We start from the raw sequence: 17247 nt of genomic DNA, 5'->3' as shown, positions 1-17247 counted from the left end.
ACATGGAACAAAATATTGATATTCAGGTTGAACCCTATATTGAAGCAGGCAATGTTATTTATCCGAGCTTTCAGCTTTCTTTACAACCTGGCACTATTATCGGCATCTATACAGATATTTCAAAAATACATACATTAATGCGATGGTTTATGAACCGACATGATACATATACTCATTTTCGTGAAAGTGCGTTATTGAAGAGTTTCAATAAAGTTGTATACTAACAAATGTTCAAACCCGCATTCTTGTGTCTTTCTTATCTTTAAAATGACAATAAAGTCGTATACTTATTTTCATCAAATTAACTTATTTTGCAATAAACTGTTACAAAAAAGTTGTATACCAATACGAAAATTATGTACTTACATTATAGTTTAAATATGTTTCTTCACAGCTTTATTCTATAAGAATTTGTTATTATGGATAGTTACTAAATCCTCTATATATTTTAGTAATTTTTCTCGTTTCTCTATATTAATTCTAATATAGTTTTTAAGATTAGCTGCTTCAATAACCATATTTTTTGTTACAATCTCGTCTTTATATTTGGTATCCATAACAATTTTTATTCTTCTATGCCGAAAATCCTCAACCGTCTCTATATTCGAATTGATATACTTAGTAGTAAGTGGGTATTTTCCACTGAACAAACTATAACTTGCTTTGACATCAAGTAAATTTATTATCCCTGTCCTACTTTTCCTAACCAATCTCTTTAAATTTCCTTCATGTTCTGACCAACTATCTATTATTAATTTTGCTTTGCTTAGTAATTCTTTATCTCTCTCTAAGTAATCTATTTTTTCTCTATTACCAGTACTCCTCAAGTAAGGAGAATTGCGAATTAACCATTCTTTATCATATTGTAAAAGCCATCCGTATATTTTAGTATATGCTTTACCTAAGTCAGAGCGTGAATATTCTGGATTTTCTTTTCGGATTTTTAGAAATTCCTCTTTGTAGTACTCCGTTTTTAATTTTTGTTTGTTCATTAATCCTTCTTTGTTTTTTAATTGAACTGAAGAAAGATGCCCCCTATTCTTAATCCTTATTACTGTATCCCTAGATATATTTGCTAATTCCGCTATTTTGTTCAGTGTTAGATCTTGTTTAAGTAATTCATTAAAATTAAGTTCCCATACTCGGCCTCGCTTTACTATTCTTCTATGGAAATCCCTTATATCAAAAGGAGATTTTTCCCCTTCCTTAATTATGTACTCAAAACCGCAATTACACTTTATGATACCTTGAATTTTCCTATCTGAATTATTTACTCTAACATTCACATTTTTTATATTCTCTTTTAAATAATTCTTGCAAAACGGGTTCATACAAACCCAAGGTCCTTCACCAAAAGGTTTAAATGAGTTCTCCTTTTCAAAATAATTTTTGGCTGATCCACTTAATAATCTCATTAATAATAAGTGTCTTATCGGATGTAACGACCTATTTTCTTCAATATTTATTAAACTAGGAACCCAAGAAAACTTGTCACTTATCTTGAAAAATGAATCTAATAACTCTAGAAAATCTGTTGGATAATATTCAATTATTAACTTTTGTAAGTATTCTCTTCGCTTTTTAATGGGATATGCAAACCCTTTCTTACCTAATAAATCTACATATTTGCTAATATAATACTCTTCAGAAAACGATTTGTAATTCATTCTAATAATGTATTCAACGTCCTCTGCTAGATCGATCAAATATTTCATTAGTTCCTCACTATAGCTCCTAAGTGGTTCTCTAATATCTTCAATTGTTGGAATTAAATAATTTATAAAGCCCATCTCGGATATTTTTAACGAATACTCTAATAACGGAGTCTTATGCCTAGTACAAACAAAAATCCCTGGAATTTGATGAATCCTGTTCCAAAATCCTTCACCATTTGACTTAAGCTGTTCCTTTAAGCATTCTGCACAATAATATAAATATTTCTTGTTTTTTACATTGTATTTACTGTAACTAAATAAAAAAATATATAAATTTTTAAAATCACTTTTATAAATTTTCTCATTCCATTCTTCACTTTTAAAGGGTTTTACAAACGGTATCACTGTATGCTGGTTAATAAAATACTCTTTAGTAAATTCTTTCGAGAATATATTGATTTGGGATACTAAATGAGCGAGTCCCATTGGTAATTCTAAATTAATATTTACCTTCTTTCCAAATAGTTCTTTATTTGTATGTTTTCTACTCAAGTTACCTACATGAATGTGATAACGAGCTATTATACTGTAATATAGTTCATCTTCATATGGCGTTGGAAAATAACCTATCATATCCTTACTCCTCTTATTTATTACAATGTTTTTTCAGTAAAGCTTTTTTCATAAGTAAAAACGCTACCTAAAGTATATTTCAATTAGTAATGATGTCTGTCATCCCAAATCTGTTCCATAAGTTTGTCCATCCCATTTCCCTTAGTATTTTAAAAAGACTGCTAGCTTTCACTAACAGTCAATTAATTAAACTTTATAGAATTCTCCACATTAGACTTACCTATTTTACATTTGTATTAGGTATGTTGTTTTTCTTATCCCAAATAATATATATGGTGAATGCTATAGGTCCAGTTAAAAAAACACAAATCAACCATATTAAATAACATTGCTTACTAAACTTATTTTCCAGATATTCATGTGTAATATATGATAACATTAAGATAATTAATATATATACTCCCACTATAAATAACTGATTTAACAAAACATATCCCCCCAATTAGCAACATGTATTTGATTGATTGACAAGATTAATACTACATACGCCTGTTTCTGGTAATTCTAATTCAACACGTTTCGACGCTTCTTCATCTCCTGATAAATAAGCTGTTATTGAACGAACCTGTTCGTAGCCGGTTGCCATTAAAAATGTTGGTGCGCGTCCATAACTTTTAGCTCCGACTATATAGAAGTCCTTTTCAGGTTGGCGTAGTATTTCTTCACCATGCGCTCTGACTGTGCCACAACTATGCTCATTAGGATCAATTAGTGGCGCTAATGCTTGCACACTTTCTGTTGCTGTATCAATAGATAAACGCAGTTCATTGTTCATGGTAAAATCAGGTCGATTTCCTGCATTAACAATAAGTTCATCGAATCCTGTAAGTACTTTTTGTTCTCCATTAATAGTACCTACAATATGGATATTCTCTTCTTTTTTCACCTGTGAAATATAGAAAGGTGTTACTACCTCAATCTTTCCTGTATCTACTAATTCATGGATGCGAATACCGAGTGCGCCACGTGCTGCCAACGCATCTTTTTCCTCCCCGCCATAGGCTTCTTCTACAGATCTTTTACGCATAATCCACACAAGCTTTGTTGAAGGATTATCTTTTTGTAATTCAGCCAAAGCTAATAAGGTATTGATCGCTGAATGACCACCACCAATGACAGCAACCTTCTTATTTGCATATCTCTTAGGATTCGTATTTATATCTGGAATACCATACTCAATGTGATCTGCTAATACTTTCTCATTTTTCAGCCAAACACCTGTAGAATTTGCTGGGTTTGGGTTCCCCCATGTACCCGTTGCATCGATAACTGCTTTTGCCTCAATAATATCGATGTCATCCTCTTTTTCAACATATATATTAAAGAACTGATTTAATCGATTTTTTGATTTCATTTTATCATTTAATTGTCTTGAAATACCTACTACTTTTGAGTTCAATCGGATACTAGGTTTTATTTGTGTTAACTCTGCCAAAGGTTTTAAATAAAGATCAATTAACTCATGCCCTGTAGGTATTGTTTCTAAGTTAGGTTCTACCCAATCAGACCCCTCTAATAATGATTTAGCAGCTCTATTGATGTTATAACGCCATGGAGAAAATAATGTGACATGCCCCCAAGTACGAATATTGTGTGCTATTTCATTGCCAGCTTCAAGTAAAATAAATGACTGGTTTTGCTCTACTAAATGAGCAGCAGTAGCTAACCCGATAGGACCTGCACCAATTATGACAATCGGTAAATTCTTATTGGAATTATTAACAGTCTCTTGGACTTCAATGTCCTGAACAGGAGTACAACAAGATTGATTTTGATTGATTACTTTTAGTGTTTTCATATAAACTTCTCCTCTTTTTTCTTTATATAAGCATTCCCTTATATAAAATATATTTTTTACGTCTAGCAGTAAGCTAGACGTAATTTATTTAAGCTTTTGTGATAGTTATGAACACACTTCCATTTCACACATGATTTTATCAATTTCTTTTATAGCTTTTTCAAATTGCAACCATGTAGAAGTGCCGTAACGATCCATATCTCCTTTAAAGAAGAAATCAAAAGCAAACTCTTTAGCCTGTATCAATGTGTATTCTCTACTATTCATTATTAACTTTAAATAAGCGATAAAATAATCTTTAGTTAATTCGCTAGCATGGTTTACTGTCATTATTGCATCCTCCATTCAACGGATTGAATAATTGCTACGACAGACAGTATATTTAGGATCACTTGTTAGCAAGATGTCGGTGAGTATCCAACTAATACTAAACCTAGCTCACCATTCTCTTCTTCTGCATGGATCGTAACATCTGTTAATTGCGGTGCAATATCAGGATGAATTGCGACTTCGATACCTTCAATTGTTTGAATTGCATCTTCTTCTGCTGGTGCTTCTAAGCCTACACCTAAATTAACCCCACAGCAGCCTGCAATACCAAAGAAACGAAGCGTTTTAACCTCTGAATCAGCTAATACCTGTTCTAAATAATTTTTACCTTCTAGACTCATTTTCATTTGATTTTCTCTCCTTTTAATTCATGTAAGCCTTGTGTTCCAACCGGTGGCGTTTTTACCCATGGAATGGCCACAAATTGATTATTGCTGATGGATCTAACTTCTTTTAGCCATTTCGTTTCAGCTTGTTGTTTTTGAATTAATGTTGGACTTGTTGTATAGATAGATGAAAACGTTTGATTAACAACCCACCAATCAACAGATAATCCAGCACGGTGTAAATCTTCTTGTAAGCGCGAAGCTTCATAAACAGGTGTTGCTTCAGGAAGAGTTACAATGGCAACACTCGTATAAGAGGCATCACGCAACCTTGGTAACAGGTTAGAAACAGCTGGAGGAATATCCCCTTGTGAACGGCTTATTTCCCGATGATAAGCTTCTGTTGCGTCTAGTAAAAGCAACGTATGCCCTGTTGGTGCGGTATCAATAATAATGACTTCATCTTGATGATTTTCTACAACGTTAGCAAATGCTTTGAATACAGCTATTTCCTCTGTACAAGGAGAAGCCAAATCCTCTTTCACAAATGCTAAACCTTCCTCATTCATCGTTTCACTTGCCTTTGCAAGCACTTCTGCTTCATAGTTTGCCACTTCTGCTTTTGGATCAATACGACTGATCGTTAAATTATTAACGTTGTCATCTCCGAATGTCCAATCGAGGTGTGCGGCGGGATCTGTTGTAGTTAAATGTACATGAGTATCCTCTTCTGCTAATCGTAATGCAATATAAGAAGCCACAGTTGTTTTTCCAACCCCACCTTTCCCCATCGTAAAAATGAGTTTCGGTTTACGTTCTAAATAATCTGCAATCATTTCTTCTATCTCAGGAATCTTAGTTTCTTCATTTGATTCATCTGCATGTATAACTTCTTTGTCAGTCATCCATGCTTGCATACGCTCAATACTTGATAATGAGTACGGTACAAAAGGTAAGTAGAAATGCTCAAATTGATTTAGTTCTTCAGGAATTCTTGCTATTGCATCAGCTTGACGCGCAATGAAAGCCTCTTCGATATCATCAGTAGAATTGGCATTGCTCATATATCCATTAATTAGTAGAGTCTGATTTTGAATGCCTATTTCAAACAATTCGTGAGAAGCACGTGCAGCTTCCTTTAAAGGATTTTCTTCTGGGCGTGTCACTAACATTAACGTTGTTTGATTAGCATTCTTTAAACGTTCAACTGCCTCTTTATAGACTTCACGTTGTGGTTCTAGCCCTTTTAAAGGACCTAAACATGAAGTGCCAGTCGTGTTATCGTCTAGAAACGTAGACCATGCAGAAGGCAACTGTAATAATCGTAACGTATGCCCTGTAGGGGCTGTATCAAACACCACAGTGTCAAAATTCCCAATCACTGAAGTATCAGTCAATAGTGAAGCAAATTCATTAAAGGCAGCAATTTCTACTGTGCAAGCACCAGAAAGTTGTTCCTCCATATTTTGTAATACCACTTCAGGTAGTTTTCCACGGTACGGACCAACCATTTGCTCTTTGTAATGTTGTGCTGCCTGTTCAGGGTCCAAATTTATCGCAAATAAATTGTCTATGCCTTCAATTTTTGTTGGACTATTAGAAAGCGTTTGGCCAAAAATATCTTGTAAGTTGGATGCGGGGTCTGTACTAATTAAAAGTACCTTTTTCCCTTCCCTTGCAATGGCTATTGATAGGCTACAAGCAACCGATGTTTTCCCAACGCCCCCTTTCCCCGTGAAAAACAGGAATGGGGTGTCAGGGAAATGAATTCTTGTAAAGCGTTCCATCTTACGCATCTCCTTTTAGTGACAAGCGTACTTTTGGCTTTTGTAGTAATTCGTCTTCTGAAAGTCCTGACCACTGTGAAAATTGTTCATTTGTTGGATAGATTCCTTTGCAAAGTAATTCTCCATCCACAAACGTTGCAGGTAAGGCATCCATTCCTTCTGACACTAATAGTTGATTGATTGCTTCGTTTTCTACAAAAGCATTTGGCTCGTTTGTAAGATTAAATCTTTCAGCTTCTATGTTTGTTTTCTTTAAATTATTCATAATAAATGACATTCGCAATAATTCTGGGTCTATAGAAGGTCCACATAAGCCTGTAGAACAGCACATTGCTGGCTCATAGATATGAATTTTTTTCAATTTATTTCAGCTCCTCAGCTACAAATTGTTCAATGCGTTTACCAATTGCATCACGAACATTTTGGAATACAGCCCACTTCTCTTCATCAGTACCTGTCGCTTTCGCTGGATCTTCAAATCCCCAATGCTCACGACGAACGTGAGGAGGTGTCATTGGGCATTTATCAGCTGCATCCCCACATAAAGTGACAACTAATGTTGCATTGTTTAATGTCTCAAAATCAATTAAATCGGATGTATGATTTGAAATATCAACCCCTACCTCCGCCATCGCTTTAGTAGCATTCGGATTTACGCCATGTGCTTCAATACCAGCACTTTTAACTGTCCAATTGGTAGGTAGTAATTTCTTTGCCCATCCTTCAGCCATCTGACTTCGACATGAGTTTCCTGTACATAAGAAATAAAGTGTATTTGTCATAGTAATTGCTCCTTATAATTTAATGGTTTTAAAGTATTTTTTCTGCCAACGTAAGGCAACCCATACAAGTCCAATGAGGACTGGTACTTCCACTAGTGGTCCAATAACAGCGGCAAATGCCACGCCACTATGCAAGCCAAACACACCCACTGCAACAGCAATTGCTAACTCGAAGTTGTTGCTTGCAGCTGTAAAAGAAAGAGCTGCTGTGACAGGATAAGATGCACCTACTTTACGGGAAGAGAAGAATGACACAGCAAACATGATCACAAAGTAAATAAATAATGGAATAGCAATTCGCACTACATCAAGTGGCAGTTCTACTAATTGCTCACCCTTTAAAGCAAACATCAACACAATCGTGAACAGCAGTGCAATTAAAGTAAGTGGTGAAATTTTCGGTAAGAACTTTTCTTCATACCACTGTTTTCCTTTTGCTTTAATTCCTATCCATCGTGTGAGGAATCCTGCTGCAAATGGTATCCCTAAGTAAATTAGAACGCTCTTTGTAATCTCCCACATAGAAATGGATACATTGAAATTCTCTAAACCAAACCAACCAGGTAATACATTTAAGAAAAAGTAAGCAAAAATTGAATACGTCACAATTTGAAAAATGGAGTTAAAGGCAACTAAACCAGCTACATATTCACGATCTCCACGCGCTAAATCATTCCACACAATCACCATGGCAATACATCGAGCTAAGCCAATCATAATGAGTCCAGCCATATATTCTGGGTAATCTTGTAAGAAGATAATCGCTAAAAAGAACATGAGGAACGGGCCGAGTAACCAGTTTTGTAAAAGTGATAGTAATAGCACTTTCCAATCCTTAAACACTCGCCACATTTCTTCATACTTTACTTTCGCTAATGGTGGATACATCATGACAATTAACCCTATAGCAATCGGTATGGACGTTGTTCCAATAGACATGGACTCTAACGCTTCCCCAACATTAGGCATGGTGATACTTAATACAACACCTATTCCCATCGCAACGAATATCCAAAGGGTAAGGTAACGATCTAGAAAAGAAAGCTGTTTTGTTAAAGATTCATTACTCATTTATATTTCCCCCTACATGGCAGCAATCGGTTTCACAATTGCACCCCTTTAAAGGCTGAATTTGTTCTAAAATGCCCTTCATCAGTGGCGTTTGATTCTCTACTAAACGGTAATGTTTCCAAGTCCCTACTTTCCGTTCCGTAATAATGCCTGCCTCCTTTAATTTTCGTAGATGTTGACTAACGGCTGGTTGTGATATTCCTAGCACATCCACAAAATCACATACACATACCTCCCCGTTTTTCATGCATGCAAGTAATTTAATGCGATTCAAATCCGCTGCTGCTTTTAGTTGTTTTTCAATTAGTGTGTTTTCCATTTATCTGCACTCCTTATATAACTGTTTTCTTATATATTATTTTAAATAAAATCACCTCGTAAGAAGGTGACATAATCAGTATATAACTATATTCTTATATTATGATTTAATGTTTTGAATTGCAACAGATATTTACCCATTTTAAAAAAATTTTTATACTTTGTAAAAAGCGTACGTTCAGTTACCTAAACGTACGCTTTAAAAGATAATGATAAAGATTAATTTATCTCCATTAATTTTTCTTTAGTAACGAGTTATGGAGAAGGTGTACAACACAAATTTGATTTAGCCATAGCTTTATTTAAGAGTTCAATTGAACGTAAAACAGTTTCTTTTTCGAAGTCATTCAAATGTGAAAAAACTTCATTTAAATAATTGTTTATCATTTCATCAATTGTAGTAGCGAGAAATGTACCCTCCACAGTTAATGACAAAATGTACACTCTTTTATCTGATGTTAGAGGAGTTTTTTTGACAAGATTCATCTTAATAAGAGTTTGAATCTGTCTACTAAATGTAGTAATATCCATACCTATTGCCTCTGCTATTTGTTGCATAGAAGGATTATTTTGTTTGTCGATCTCATATAGAATATGGCTCTGTATTGGTGTGATGTCAATTGATCCTACAGTACAACATGTTTTATTTAGTAGAGCAAACTTTTGAGTTAAAACTTGAAAAAGTTCACGTTTATTTTCCATTTAATCATCTCCTATAAAGACATATATATTATTTATTTGCAAAATACAACTAAAATATATTTAACTTTTTTTGAAGATGTTTTTCCTACTTCAAAAGTTTCTACTTTTCATGTGGTGAAGTAACTTTTTCACAACATACTCGGCATCTTCTCCCACACCTCTTAAAGTTGCAGATGCAAATGATCGTTGTCCTTCTAGTCCCACAAAATATAATCCAGGGATACTGCTAATACCTGCCTTTTGTAAAGGCATTCCTTCCCCATCTAATGCACCAAGTAATTTCATATAGGGTAAATGTGGTCTGTATCCTGTGGCATAGATAATGGTATCTACAGGCTCCCTTTCTCCGTCCGGCCAAATAACTCCATCTTCATAAAAAGAAGTAAACATTAAACGTTGTTCCGGACTCCCCTTACTAATTCGATCTTTATATCCTCCTATATCATTCACAGCATTTGATCTGGGTGCCGTTTTTCCAAAGCGCCAGAAAGGAAAGGTATCAAAACCAAATACCTTCAACCAATAGTGTATGTCCCGTCCAAGTAGACGTTGTTTTACAAATTTTATTGGCTGTCGTACTGAAAGAGTAGTTTGGCTAACCTTAGACAATTCAACAGCAATTTGCACAGCCGAATTACCTCCTCCGATTACGATTACCCTTTGGTTGTGATATGGCTGTGGATTTCGATATTCTGAAGAGTGAAGTGTTTTCCCTTGAAAGACTTCTCTTCCTTGAATGTTAGGAATAAAAGGATTATTAAATGAGCCTGTAGCATTTATGATTGTTCTAACTTGAAATTTATCGCCTGTGACAGTTCGAACAATAAAACCTATGTTATTTTTCTCAATCATATCTACTCTCTGATTAATTAAAACAGGTAATTGGAACTTTTTTTTATAATCTTGTAAGTATCGAATAACTTCATCCCTTTTCGGATAGAGATTCTGGTTTCCAGGAAACTTCATGCCGGGCATAGAGGAAAACCCTGCTGGAGAAAACAATTTAAGACTGTCATAATAATTTGGCCAAGAACCCCCGATCTGATTACTTTCTTCTAATATTAAAAATCGTAGACCTTTTTTCAGTAAATGATAGCCTGCTGCAAGTCCAGCCTGCCCTCCCCCAATAACGATTGTATCAAGAATCCCTTTCATTTTTTATCCCCCTTCATTATTTGCATTTTGCAAATATAAATTCATTAAAAATAATAGCTGTAATTAATAAAACTAAGTAAAACACAAAAATATTCTATCCTTAATAAATATATATAGCAATTTTATTTGCAATTTGCAACTATTATTCAAACTAATAATTATTATATTCAATAGCTAACCTCTAATTTAATGATCTACATTTCTTTTTCCATACATATCCAAAAAAATTAACTTTTTTCAAGCTTAGGCTTTTGCATATACTTTTCTGGTCAAAAATAATAAATTGCATTAAATAAATAAAACATTCAAATAACTGTTTGACTATTTGAATGTTTAAGTTTATTATAAAAACAATCAAATAATCGTTTGAACGTTTGAATGATAACTGGAGGAAAATATATGAAAGAAATATGTGAAATCACCTGTATTCATGAGGATAAAGTAAACTATGTTCAAGACAAGTTAAAAGAAAAAAAATCAATGGATGTTGCTAAAGTTTTTAAAGCACTTTCGGATGATACACGTGTAAAAATTGCCTATGCGCTAACACTAGAAGATGAATTATGTGTTTGCGATATCGCTAATATTATTGGGTCAACAACAGCAACTGCGTCGCACCATTTGCGTTTACTACGAAATTTAGGATTAGCTGAATATCGTAAAGAAGGGAAATTGGTTTATTACGCTATTCATGACCCATATTTTAAGAATTTAATCAGTGTTGCATTTGAAGAACATAAAGAAGGTGAAATTAATGACTGAGGAAAAACAGGTATTCCGCGTGAACGGTTTCTCTTGTGCCAACTGTGCAAGTAAATTTGAACGTAATGTAAAAGAAATACCTGGTGTTCAAGATGCAAAGGTGAACTTTGGGGCATCTAAAATATCAGTTACAGGCGATGCGACCGTGGAGGAGTTAGAAAAGGCTGGAGCTTTCGAAAACTTAAAAGTAACGCCAGAAAAACAAAAACGTGTTACTCCACCCCAAACAGATACTACCTATAGAATTGAAGGCTTCTCGTGTGCAAACTGTGCAGGTAAATTTGAACGTAATGTAAAAGAGCTTCCAGGGGTTCAAGATGCAAAAGTAAACTTCGGTGCTTCTAAAATTTCCGTAACTGGCGAAACAACTATTGCGGAACTTGAAAAAGCTGGAGCTTTTGAAAATTTAAAAGTATCAATGGATACACCTTCATACAGATCTAAAGCTCCATCTTCTGACAATAGTGAGGGGCAAGTTGAAAAGAAAGTACCATTTTACAAAAAACATAGCACACTTTTATACGCAAGCTTATTTATCGTATTCGGTTATCTATCTCAATACGTAAACGGTGAAGAAAATCTTATTACCTCCCTATTATTTATAGCTTCAATTGTAATCGGTGGTTTCAATCTATTCAAAGTTGGTTTCAAAAATTTAACTCGCTTTGATTTTGACATGAAAACATTAATGACGGTAGCTGTCATTGGTGCTGCATTTATAGGAGAATGGGCAGAAGCATCCATAGTTGTTATCCTATTCGCTATTAGTGAAGCTTTAGAGCGTTATTCAATGGATAAAGCACGTCAATCAATTCGCTCATTAATGGATATTGCACCAAAAGAAGCTTTAATTCGTCGAAATGGTCAAGAAATCATGGTACACGTAGATGATATAGAGATTGGCGATATTATGATTGTTATACCTGGGCAAAAAATTGCAATGGATGGCATCGTGGTTAGCGGTCTTTCTGCAGTCAACCAAGCAGCTATTACAGGGGAATCAGTACCAGTTTCAAAAACAGTAGATGATGAGGTATTCGCTGGAACACTAAATGAAGAGGGTTTATTAGAAGTTAAAATTACAAAATACGTTGAAGATACAACGATTTCAAAAATTATACATCTAGTTGAAGAAGCTCAAGGTGAACGCGCTCCTTCACAAGCATTTGTTGATAAATTTGCGAAATATTATACACCAATTATCATGGTCATTGCAGGGCTTGTAGTAATTGTTCCCCCACTGTTCTTCGATGGTAGTTGGGAAACTTGGGTTTATCAAGGTTTATCAGTACTTGTAGTTGGATGTCCATGTGCGCTTGTTATTTCAACACCAATTTCAATTGTTTCAGCTATAGGTAATGCTGCTAAAAAAGGGGTTTTAATTAAAGGTGGCATTTATTTAGAGGAAATGGGTTCGCTTAAGGCAATTGCTTTTGATAAAACAGGTACGCTTACAAAAGGTGTTCCAGTGGTTACAAACTTTGATGTAATGAATACCCAAAAAGATTCAAAAAAGATTCTAGCCATAATTACGGCTTTAGAATATCGATCTCAGCACCCTTTAGCTTCTGCGATTATTAAAAGAGCCGAAGAAGAAAATGTTTCATTCAAAAATATCAACGTTGATGCTTTCGCAGCCATTACTGGCAAAGGAATAAAAGGTGAAGTAGATGGTACTTTGTATTACATCGGTAGCCCAAAATTGTTCCAAGAGTTAAATGTACCTATTCCAGAGAATTTAGAAGGAAACATCCTTAAGTTACAAAATGAAGGCAAAACTGCCATGATATTAGGAACTGAAAAAGAGATTCAAGCAATCATTGCCGTAGCTGATGAGGTACGTGAATCTAGCCAAGAAATTATTGAGAAATTGCATAACATGGGTGTTAGAAAACAATCATGTTAACTGGTGATAATAAAGGGACTGCGAATGCAATTGGTCATCATGTAGGGGTTTCTGAAATTCAAGCTGAATTAATGCCTGAAGACAAACTTTCCTATATAAAACAACTTCGAAAAGACTATGGCAATGTTGCGATGGTCGGTGATGGTGTCAACGATGCTCCTGCTTTAGCAGCTTCTACAGTCGGTATCGCCATGGGTGGTGCTGGTACAGACACTGCATTAGAGACTGCAGATGTTGCTTTAATGGCAGATGATCTACGGAAATTACCGTTTACAATAAAGCTAAGTCGTAAGGCCTTAAATATTATCAAGGCAAATATAGCATTTGCCATTTTAATTAAACTAGCTGCATTACTATTAGTTATTCCAGGTTGGCTAACACTTTGGATTGCCATTGTCTCAGATATGGGAGCAACATTGTTAGTAGCATTAAACAGCTTACGTTTAATGCGTGTTAAAGAATGAATTAACGCACTTTATTCAATAGATGGGCTTTTTATATGAAAGTCCATCTTTTTATTTCTAGTACTTTACTTTCTTAAAATAGCACTTAATTCATTATAGAAAGAAGAGATAAAAATGGAACTGGTAAATGTTTTTTCATTGATTCTGTTTGCTTTGTTTTTATTTTCCTATTCATTAAAGCTAGTTATTCTAAATAAGAAATCAGGGATAAAAGCAAATGTGTTAGGAAAAGGAAATAAGGGGACATCCGTCGATTCTTCCGAAATGTTTGTTAAAATTTCAACTTTCGTATGGGGAATTGCATGGCTTTTAGAGTCAATATTTGATAATTCGATTGATAATATTTTACCTAAACTATTCACCAATGAGGTTATGCATTACTTTGGATTAATGACAATTACCATTGGTTTACTGTTTTTTATTTTATCAATGATAACAATGAAAACCTCTTGGAGAGTTGGTATAGATAAAGAAACAAAAACCTCGCTAATCACCAATGGTTTATACAAATATAGTCGAAATCCTGCATTTGTTGGATTCAATTTAATGTTTATAGGTCTATTTTTGACATTCCCTAACTTAGTTACATTAATTATTTGTTTACTAAATATAGTTTCAATTCATAACCTTATTCTTCAAGAAGAAAAACACTTAGAGAATATGCTTAAAGTAGAATATCTCTCGTATAAGAATAAAACCCCACGATACTTATTTTTTAAATCTACATAAGTAAAGAAATTTTAAAGGTGAAACTAAAACAAAGCACAGACTCTTAATGGCTGTGCTTTGTTTCGTTGTTATCCATTATTCAACTATTATCTTTCCAAAATACATATTCATTCCACAATGAAACGTATATATACCCGGTTTTTCTGGTGTGAATTCGACCAAGTTATCACCTTTATCAAGATCTTTTTCTATTTGGAAATCCTCTATTATTAAGTATGATAAGCATCCACCTGAAAAACTCTTTTGAAAATGAAGTTGAACTGGGATTCCAGCTTTTACTTTTACATTCTCAGGTGTATATCCAAATGGCTCTTCCATTATGACGGCTTCCTGATAACCGTCTTTTTGCTCTGCTTTTACTTCATTTATTTTTGTAGAAGAATCGTCTGAAACCGGAGTTGTATCACCCAAAAGATCTCTGAAGTAATGAGAAATGGGTTTAAAGAATACAACAGAAACAACTAATAATACGGCAATTACACAAAAAATAACTTTACTCCATTTATTTTTATTTGATATTACCGTTATTGTATCTGTTCCCTTAACTTCTTGTCTAATTAATTTCAATATAAGAATCATGACAATGATAAAAATTGCATCCACAAATATCATCATAACGACAGGATCTTGAGAAAAAACCATTACCCCCAACATTGCACCCATCATGCCGCCCATGATACCTGCTAATAGTCCATCTAATGAAGCCAATAAACTAAAGGGACGCCCAATAACATATCCAATTATCATGCCAAAAAGTACTGAGGAGATTACTGGGACAGTCATTTTCCCTACTAATATTACTCCTAATATGGTTCCTACTACTATGCTAGCCATCATAGAAACAGCCATTGCAATCATCATAGCAGTCATTTCTGATAAGAACGATTTGGCACGATAGGTAGAAAAAATGACGTAACCGGTTAACAAAAAAATAATACTAAAACTAAATATATATATCATAAACAAATTCCCTTCTATCCTATCCAAGCATTTAAAGTTTCGAATAATCCTGACAATATAAAGAAGATTGCAGAAATATTCCTTGATACATTATGGAATGAATACAAAGTCTTCTTCATTGGATTTAATAACCGTTCACTAATAGTCAGTAGTATCACATATAAAATGAGTGGCATTGCTGTTCCAATTGCAAAAAAAATGGGACCTATCAAATTAAATTCTCCATTTCCTGTCGGCAATAACAAGACAAAAAATAACCAAAACAACGTAGGGACAGAATAAAAAACCCATAGCCAACCCAAAAGAAAGAGATGTATTTTTCAATTTCAATCCTTTTTGGACTTTTTGGAAGATACGTTGTGATGCAGAGGAATGTACTGAAATATTTCCAAGGAGAGCTAATCCAATTAGAATAAGAGTAAGGCCAAATAATTTACGGAAAAACATTGTTCCAATGAAAGGAATATCAGCAACTGTACTACCGATGAATACAGACATTATGCCTAACAATATGTACACTAAAGATTTGCCTGTAATATAACTCCCTACATTCAACCACCTTTTATTTTTTTCAGTCTCATATGTAATCAAAGCAACAGCAGTAGAATTAGATGTAAGTTGACATGGTGCAGTTGCCCCAACCAACCCTAATAAGAAAGCCTTCATTCCCCATACATCTAGTTTTAGTGCTAATGTATAAATTGGTTCTGCTACTAAATTGGCTAACTGACTTAACCACACATGTATCTGAAGAAGTACCTCATTCATTTAAATTCCCCTCTTCAACTGTTCTTACAGGACAATTTAAGGTGTTGAGGAAATGATTTCATTATTTCGGAAAATGTAAGGACTTTACCTCCGAATCCTTTTACAAAGTTCTCTGCATATTCTTTAGTCTCAAATACCAACACTTGTGGGTAACAACAACGAATATGGACAGTAGTGTCTAAAACAAACCAAGCTAGATGAGCGCTAATCGTTGTCCCTGTTAAAAAATCGGTACAAATTGCTTGTGCTACCTCATCACCTAACTGTCGATGCCGCAGTATTCCACAATGGCTGCAACAAGCATTTTCACGTTCTCCATTTAAAAGAATTATCCTGTAAACCAATCGATCATCACACTTACGATGACAATACACACACTCGTCTTCCTCAACACGATGTATAGATTGATCCCTTATAAGTGTAATCCCACCATATGTCTTCATAATAAGCCCTTCTTCAATCAGAGGTTTTATATCTCGATGTATTGTCATCTCTGATACCTCAAGTGTTTGACTTAATTCTGAGATTTTCAAATTGTGTCTATATAGAATCATGTCACGTATAAGTTGTTGTCTCTCTGAAAGCATAGTTTCCTCCTGAATGTTATAACTTAACAAGATATAACATCATTTTATTACAGCAATTAGAATAATCAATATAAACCTCGGGATATTTTGTTACATAGTTATGTCAATTATCTATAAAATCTTCTGTAGATGCTCCCCCCACATGAATATGAGAGGTTGCATAGTATGTATTGAACTAAAAAACAGAAGCACAGTAGTTTCAATTACTGTGCTTCTGTTGCTAAATAGAAGAATAAATATTGCTTTGATTACAAACTTGTTCACTGTTCAAGTTCTTCTAGTCAATATGATTTGCACAGCATGCAACGTCTTTTTCCAGACAAAAAGTCATCTCATTATGAGCATTGGTGGATGGTTAATGATAGTAATGGGTGTGCTACTCTATTTTGACATGATGACAAAAATTATTGCTTGGTTTACTCCCTTCTTTGGTGGATTCACAGGATTTTAATTTTTCGATTTCAAAGATGAACAACACCATTATGACTACAACAAAAAAAGCCGTGTTTTCAGC

At 34.3% G+C, this 17247-nt stretch carries 19 protein-coding genes and 1 pseudogene; 6 read left to right on the top strand and 14 right to left on the bottom strand.

The window, feature by feature from the left end; translation table 11 throughout:
- Positions 1–2 precede the first annotated feature (2 nt).
- Entirely contained in the window at positions 3–224 is a 222-nt protein-coding gene (locus AC6BKE_RS08475; protein WP_499856477.1) for a hypothetical protein, read from the top strand.
- A 177-nt stretch (positions 225–401) separates the two neighbouring features.
- Here AC6BKE_RS08475 and AC6BKE_RS08470 read toward each other — a convergent pair whose 3' ends face one another.
- The 11 genes from AC6BKE_RS08470 to AC6BKE_RS08420 form a co-directional block, all read right to left on the bottom strand.
- Positions 402–2288, bottom strand: a complete 1887-nt coding sequence (locus AC6BKE_RS08470; RefSeq protein ID WP_009370511.1) for a TnsD family Tn7-like transposition protein — start codon at positions 2286–2288, stop codon at positions 402–404.
- A 442-nt stretch (positions 2289–2730) separates the two neighbouring features.
- The gene (locus tag AC6BKE_RS08465) at positions 2731–4086 is read right to left on the bottom strand and encodes an FAD-dependent oxidoreductase (protein WP_009370513.1); all 1356 of its coding nucleotides are present in this window, start codon (positions 4084–4086) and stop codon (positions 2731–2733) included.
- A gap of 105 nt (positions 4087–4191) precedes the next feature.
- Entirely contained in the window at positions 4192–4416 is a 225-nt protein-coding gene (locus tag AC6BKE_RS08460) for a hypothetical protein (RefSeq protein WP_009370514.1), read from the bottom strand.
- 65 nt (positions 4417–4481) lie between these two features.
- Complete coding sequence (locus AC6BKE_RS08455) at positions 4482–4763, bottom strand: HesB-like domain-containing protein (protein WP_009370515.1); 282 nt, start codon at positions 4761–4763, stop codon at positions 4482–4484.
- Positions 4760–6529 carry an arsenical pump-driving ATPase gene (arsA, locus tag AC6BKE_RS08450; RefSeq protein WP_009370516.1) on the bottom strand — a complete coding sequence of 590 codons (1770 nt, stop codon included), beginning with the start codon at positions 6527–6529 and terminating at the stop codon, positions 4760–4762. Before arsA ends, AC6BKE_RS08455 begins: the two co-directional genes overlap by 4 nt.
- A 1-nt stretch (position 6530) precedes the next feature.
- Positions 6531–6890 (bottom strand): arsenite efflux transporter metallochaperone ArsD, encoded by a 360-nt coding sequence (gene arsD / locus AC6BKE_RS08445; RefSeq protein ID WP_009370518.1) that lies wholly within the window; start codon positions 6888–6890, stop codon positions 6531–6533.
- Between the two features lies 1 nt (position 6891).
- Entirely contained in the window at positions 6892–7311 is a 420-nt protein-coding gene (arsC, locus tag AC6BKE_RS08440; RefSeq protein WP_016993624.1) for an arsenate reductase (thioredoxin), read from the bottom strand.
- A gap of 12 nt (positions 7312–7323) precedes the next feature.
- Positions 7324–8382 (bottom strand): ACR3 family arsenite efflux transporter, encoded by a 1059-nt coding sequence (gene arsB, locus AC6BKE_RS08435; protein ID WP_016993623.1) that lies wholly within the window; start codon positions 8380–8382, stop codon positions 7324–7326.
- Positions 8375–8701: an ArsR/SmtB family transcription factor gene (locus tag AC6BKE_RS08430; RefSeq protein ID WP_036079775.1), complete on the bottom strand. Its 327-nt coding sequence runs from the start codon at positions 8699–8701 to the stop codon at positions 8375–8377. Before AC6BKE_RS08430 ends, arsB begins: the two co-directional genes overlap by 8 nt.
- A gap of 254 nt (positions 8702–8955) precedes the next feature.
- Complete coding sequence (locus AC6BKE_RS08425) at positions 8956–9402, bottom strand: MarR family winged helix-turn-helix transcriptional regulator (RefSeq protein ID WP_009374034.1); 447 nt, start codon at positions 9400–9402, stop codon at positions 8956–8958.
- 90 nt (positions 9403–9492) lie between these two features.
- Positions 9493–10557 carry a flavin-containing monooxygenase gene (locus AC6BKE_RS08420; RefSeq protein ID WP_009374035.1) on the bottom strand — a complete coding sequence of 355 codons (1065 nt, stop codon included), beginning with the start codon at positions 10555–10557 and terminating at the stop codon, positions 9493–9495.
- Between the two features lie 399 nt (positions 10558–10956).
- On the opposite strand from AC6BKE_RS08420, the gene AC6BKE_RS08415 reads away from it, so the two are divergent.
- The 4 genes from AC6BKE_RS08415 to AC6BKE_RS08400 all read left to right on the top strand — a co-directional run bounded on the left by AC6BKE_RS08415 (position 10957) and on the right by AC6BKE_RS08400 (position 14418).
- A complete protein-coding gene (locus AC6BKE_RS08415) occupies positions 10957–11319 on the top strand; it encodes an ArsR/SmtB family transcription factor (RefSeq protein ID WP_009374036.1) in 363 nt (120 codons plus the stop codon).
- The gene (locus AC6BKE_RS08410) at positions 11312–13225 is read left to right on the top strand and encodes a heavy metal translocating P-type ATPase (RefSeq protein ID WP_499856476.1); all 1914 of its coding nucleotides are present in this window, start codon (positions 11312–11314) and stop codon (positions 13223–13225) included. Before AC6BKE_RS08415 ends, AC6BKE_RS08410 begins: the two co-directional genes overlap by 8 nt.
- A complete protein-coding gene (locus AC6BKE_RS08405) occupies positions 13219–13689 on the top strand; it encodes an HAD-IC family P-type ATPase (protein WP_499856475.1) in 471 nt (156 codons plus the stop codon). Before AC6BKE_RS08410 ends, AC6BKE_RS08405 begins: the two co-directional genes overlap by 7 nt.
- Before the next feature lie 114 nt (positions 13690–13803).
- Positions 13804–14418, top strand: coding sequence for a methyltransferase family protein (locus tag AC6BKE_RS08400; RefSeq protein WP_009374040.1), 615 nt, complete (start codon positions 13804–13806; stop codon positions 14416–14418).
- A gap of 75 nt (positions 14419–14493) precedes the next feature.
- On the opposite strand, the gene AC6BKE_RS08395 is transcribed toward AC6BKE_RS08400, so the two are convergent.
- From AC6BKE_RS08395 to AC6BKE_RS08385, 3 genes are all read right to left on the bottom strand, one after another.
- Positions 14494–15378, bottom strand: coding sequence for a cupredoxin domain-containing protein (locus AC6BKE_RS08395; RefSeq protein ID WP_499855430.1), 885 nt, complete (start codon positions 15376–15378; stop codon positions 14494–14496).
- Between the two features lie 213 nt (positions 15379–15591).
- A complete protein-coding gene (locus AC6BKE_RS08390; RefSeq protein ID WP_499856474.1) occupies positions 15592–16146 on the bottom strand; it encodes an urease accessory protein UreH domain-containing protein in 555 nt (184 codons plus the stop codon).
- A 14-nt stretch (positions 16147–16160) separates the two neighbouring features.
- Positions 16161–16733 carry a DeoR family transcriptional regulator gene (locus tag AC6BKE_RS08385; protein ID WP_009374044.1) on the bottom strand — a complete coding sequence of 191 codons (573 nt, stop codon included), beginning with the start codon at positions 16731–16733 and terminating at the stop codon, positions 16161–16163.
- 337 nt (positions 16734–17070) lie between these two features.
- Here AC6BKE_RS08385 and AC6BKE_RS08380 point away from each other — a divergent pair.
- Positions 17071–17184, top strand: a pseudogene (locus AC6BKE_RS08380) (cytochrome c biogenesis protein CcdA); the annotation flags it as partial.
- Positions 17185–17247: the final 63 nt, after the last annotated feature.

This window comes from Lysinibacillus sp. COL-1 (assembly GCF_059814265.1).
Note: the sequence above shows the minus strand (reverse complement) of the source record. Positions and strands in the feature narration are given on the sequence as shown.

Coding starts and splice junctions, on each gene's coding strand:
- AC6BKE_RS08475 (WP_499856477.1), top strand. CDS start 3: ATGGAACAAAATATTGATATTCAGGTTGAACCCTATATTGAAGCAGGC.
- AC6BKE_RS08470 (WP_009370511.1), bottom strand. CDS start 2,288: ATGATAGGTTATTTTCCAACGCCATATGAAGATGAACTATATTACAGT.
- AC6BKE_RS08465 (WP_009370513.1), bottom strand. CDS start 4,086: ATGAAAACACTAAAAGTAATCAATCAAAATCAATCTTGTTGTACTCCT.
- AC6BKE_RS08460 (WP_009370514.1), bottom strand. CDS start 4,416: ATGACAGTAAACCATGCTAGCGAATTAACTAAAGATTATTTTATCGCT.
- AC6BKE_RS08455 (WP_009370515.1), bottom strand. CDS start 4,763: ATGAAAATGAGTCTAGAAGGTAAAAATTATTTAGAACAGGTATTAGCT.
- arsA (WP_009370516.1), bottom strand. CDS start 6,529: ATGGAACGCTTTACAAGAATTCATTTCCCTGACACCCCATTCCTGTTT.
- arsC (WP_016993624.1), bottom strand. CDS start 7,311: ATGACAAATACACTTTATTTCTTATGTACAGGAAACTCATGTCGAAGT.
- arsB (WP_016993623.1), bottom strand. CDS start 8,382: ATGAGTAATGAATCTTTAACAAAACAGCTTTCTTTTCTAGATCGTTAC.
- AC6BKE_RS08430 (WP_036079775.1), bottom strand. CDS start 8,701: ATGGAAAACACACTAATTGAAAAACAACTAAAAGCAGCAGCGGATTTG.
- AC6BKE_RS08425 (WP_009374034.1), bottom strand. CDS start 9,402: ATGGAAAATAAACGTGAACTTTTTCAAGTTTTAACTCAAAAGTTTGCT.
- AC6BKE_RS08420 (WP_009374035.1), bottom strand. CDS start 10,557: ATGAAAGGGATTCTTGATACAATCGTTATTGGGGGAGGGCAGGCTGGA.
- AC6BKE_RS08415 (WP_009374036.1), top strand. CDS start 10,957: ATGAAAGAAATATGTGAAATCACCTGTATTCATGAGGATAAAGTAAAC.
- AC6BKE_RS08410 (WP_499856476.1), top strand. CDS start 11,312: ATGACTGAGGAAAAACAGGTATTCCGCGTGAACGGTTTCTCTTGTGCC.
- AC6BKE_RS08405 (WP_499856475.1), top strand. CDS start 13,219: ATGTTAACTGGTGATAATAAAGGGACTGCGAATGCAATTGGTCATCAT.
- AC6BKE_RS08400 (WP_009374040.1), top strand. CDS start 13,804: ATGGAACTGGTAAATGTTTTTTCATTGATTCTGTTTGCTTTGTTTTTA.
- AC6BKE_RS08395 (WP_499855430.1), bottom strand. CDS start 15,378: ATGATATATATATTTAGTTTTAGTATTATTTTTTTGTTAACCGGTTAC.
- AC6BKE_RS08390 (WP_499856474.1), bottom strand. CDS start 16,146: ATGAATGAGGTACTTCTTCAGATACATGTGTGGTTAAGTCAGTTAGCC.
- AC6BKE_RS08385 (WP_009374044.1), bottom strand. CDS start 16,733: ATGCTTTCAGAGAGACAACAACTTATACGTGACATGATTCTATATAGA.